Annotated in this window: 1 protein-coding gene and 2 tRNA genes; 2 read left to right on the top strand and 1 reads right to left on the bottom strand. The window is 41.1% G+C overall.

Translation table 11 applies throughout. The features are described from left to right. Positions 1-317: 317 nt before the first annotated feature. Positions 318-536, bottom strand: coding sequence for a YgdI/YgdR family lipoprotein (locus J8X26_RS25265; RefSeq protein ID WP_208952328.1), 219 nt, complete (start codon positions 534-536; stop codon positions 318-320). Between the two features lie 222 nt (positions 537-758). Here J8X26_RS25265 and J8X26_RS25260 point away from each other — a divergent pair. Beyond that, a tRNA-Asn gene (locus J8X26_RS25260) sits at positions 759-833 on the top strand. 193 nt (positions 834-1,026) lie between these two features. Next, a tRNA-Gly gene (locus J8X26_RS25255) sits at positions 1,027-1,101 on the top strand. Positions 1,102-1,932: the final 831 nt, after the last annotated feature.

Raw genomic sequence — 1,932 nt, 5'->3', positions numbered from 1 at the left:
AGAAAGGACATGGAATCGTAACTGGCGTCCGCTGTATGAGTCGCTGGTGACCAAATGCGAGCAGGAAGAGAATCACGCTGATGCAGTATTCCAGAGAATAACGAGTAGATAGGGTGAACGGGGATCTTAATGACATTTTTAATAGTAAGTCTTGCATTTTGTCCGAACTTGGCGTAATTTCTCTAAATCATGGGCGTTTCTGTAGGTGAGCGCCACGAAGAATCACAAAGACCTCGGCTAATGCCGGGTTTTTTTGTTTTCGGGGTTGTGATCTCAAAATGCAGATAAAGCGGGCATATACCCGCTTGGGTGGGAATTTACTTTTCGATGATTGATTTAATTTGATCGCGATTTATTTCGTGAATGTTACCACCCGCGTCTTTGTAAGTGACTAGTCCTGTGGACTTATCTGTTTCTGGTTTTCCCTTAGTAACAACCATATCCCCACTTTGGGTTTGCATTACATAGTCGCTTGAGCAGCCTGTAAGCGCGACAGTCGCAAAAGAAAGGGTAAGTATTACAATAAATTTTTTCATTTTTCTTCCTTGGTTACAAAATGTAGATAAAACTGCATAGGCATTATACGTACATACAATATTTTTACAGTGTATTATTTTAATTAATGTTAAATAGTTGGGTGTTTATTTTGCGTTTAGTGTGGGGTGTTTATCATTGCCGATAGTAATCTTTAACTTAGTCGGTTTTTGTGCGGCTAATGAAGATCCTGCTAAACCTTCGAGTTCGGCAAAGCTATCACACCGCCACTAGTTCAGTTGGTTAGAGCCAATAACTATTGATGTTGTAGGTGCGAGGTTCGAGACCTCGGTGGCGGGCCGCTTTGGCGTTTTATGAGGAGAGATACCACAGGGAAAGGCGAATGAAATGGATTTTATCTTGGGCCAGCGGGATTTTGATTACGGTTGGGATTATTTTGTTTCTGGGGACGCTGACATACACTGTATGTGATTCTGGCTTGGACTTGTTAGGTACACCAGATTTATCTTGGCTCTGTTTTTAGGACATGTTGCGATCATCGTATAATGGCTACTACCTCAGCCTTCCAAGCTGATGATGTGGGTTCGATTCCCACTGCCCGCTCCAAATAAACACTTTTCAGTCTGCGAAGACGGGATAACCCAGAGTGATTGGAAAGTGCATCCGCATGAGTGTTGGGATTTTGTTTTGATACGCACTATCGATCCCCAAGCTCTCAGCACTCAGCCGAATGTTAATCAGAACCCGCCAATGTGCGGGTTTTCAGTTTTTATAATCCTTACCTTTAGAGTCTGGATTATGTCAATAGTATCTAGTAAAGAGATTTATTGCATTTCGAAACCATATAAGAGATGGCATCGGTTACTTCTGGTATATGGTAAAAGTAGACACTGGTTTGCTTCTTACCGAACTTTGATAAGTCAACCCATGCAACATTTTTGTAATTGTCATCTTGCAAATTGTACCTTTCTGAACCGTCTGAATATGGTTCATCTCTAATTAATGATAAGTGCTGTTTTAGCGCAGTAGAATAAAGGCAGTTCGTAACTTCCTGCTGAGTGCCATTAATATAAGCGGTTGTTAATTTCGAGTGCGTTTTTATTTGATCAAAATCAATACAACCGGATAACGCGAAAATTATAAAAATCAGTGGAAATTTATGCATGATATTTTCGTCCCTTTAAAAAATCCAGATAGTAGTTTATTACCTAAGATAGAGGGTTACCAGAAGTTGATTAATCCATTGCATATATTCAGTAGGAAAAACACAACCAGACGCTAATTCTGGCAACTCTTTCAGGCTACGCATTTGCGTGGCCTTTTTTATGACCACAGCACAGCCAACTTAGATGTTGGAGGTGGAGCTATGAGAATGGACAAACTAACGACCGGAATTGCCTACGGGGCGGCTGGGTCAAATACAGGCTTCTGGCTTTA

Origin of the sequence: Rahnella sp. ChDrAdgB13, from assembly GCF_017655185.1 — a bacterium.
Lineage (GTDB): Bacteria > Pseudomonadota > Gammaproteobacteria > Enterobacterales > Enterobacteriaceae > Rahnella > Rahnella contaminans.
This window is presented reverse-complemented; position numbering and strand designations above follow the sequence as displayed.